This window comes from Streptomyces fuscigenes, from assembly GCF_021556455.1.
Lineage (GTDB): Bacteria > Actinomycetota > Actinomycetes > Streptomycetales > Streptomycetaceae > Streptomyces > Streptomyces fuscigenes.
Map to the genome: position 1 here is coordinate 1 of NZ_JAKGCV010000792.1, position 1,147 is coordinate 1,147.

Here is a 1,147-nt window from a genome sequence, read left to right on the forward strand (position 1 = left end):
GGCGGGGCCGGGGCCGGTGCGGGCGCGGCCGCCGGGGCCGGTGCGTGGGCCGGCTCCGCCTCGCGGGCCGGGATCCGCGGCGGGGCTTCGTCGCTCTGCGGCTGGGCGATCAGCTGCGGCGGGATGAGGACGACGACACCCGTGCCGCCGCGCGACGAGGGGCGGTAGTTGACGCTGATCCGGTAGCGCTCGGCCAGCCTGCCGACGACCGCGAGGCCGAGGCGGGTGCTCTGGAGCTTCGAGAGGTCGTTGTGCCGTCCCGAGACCGCCTTCTCCGCCAGCCGCATGACCTGCGGGGCCATCTTCAGACCGCTGTCCTCGACCGTGACGACGATGCCCGCGGTCCGCTCCTCGACATAGACGTGCACCTCGTCGATGGGCGGCGAGAAGTTCGCCGCGTTGTCGATGAGTTCGGCGAGCAGGTGGATGACGCCCTCGGCCGCGAACCCCACGATCGCCGCGCTGCTTGAGCAGTGCAGCCGCACCCGGCGGTACGCGGCGATGCGGCCCGCGGCGCCGCGCAGGACGCTCTCCATGACGATGGGCTTGTTCCAGATGCGGCTGCCCCGGCCGCCCAGCAGGATCGCGAGCCGGTCGGTGAGGAGGCCGAGCTGGGAGGCATTGTGGTCGAGCTGGAGCAGGTCGCCGAAGACCTCCTCGCCGTACCGGTCCTCCATGTCGCGCAGGTCGGCGAGGATGGTGACGGCCTTGGCCTGCACCTGGCTGAGCGCCTTGGTGCCGGCCTTCTGCGCGACGAGCGCGCGCCGCTCGCCGACCGCCACCTCGCGGATGATCCGCTCCATCAGGGAGGCGAGGGCCGGATCGTCGGGCCGCTGCGTGTCGTTGAGGACCGTGCCGGCCGAACTGCCCGTGCGCAGGCGGGCGATGGCGGGGGGCAGGATGGTCTCCAGCAGGGTGTCGAGCCCGTCGGCGGCCTCCCGTGCCCGGCGGGCCAGCGCGTCGCGCTCGGTGGCGGCCGCCCCGGCGCGCCGCTCGCTGTCCGCGATCCGGGTCGTGAACAGCTCCAGCACCCGCCGCAGGCCCTCGTCGTCCGGCGACCCGGCCGGGGCCCGCAGCTCCTCGGGCGACAGGCCGCCGGACCGGGCCTTCTCCGCCACGGCCGGCAGGGTGACCCCGACGAGCCGGG

At 74.9% G+C, this 1,147-nt stretch carries 1 protein-coding gene; it reads right to left on the reverse strand.

Going from position 1 to position 1,147, the window contains the following annotated elements; genetic code table 11:
* Nucleotides 1-1,118 (reverse strand): sensor histidine kinase (locus L1885_RS28590; RefSeq protein WP_308117414.1); only part of this gene is annotated, 1,118 nt, incomplete at its 3' end.
* Nucleotides 1,119-1,147 lie beyond the last annotated feature (29 nt).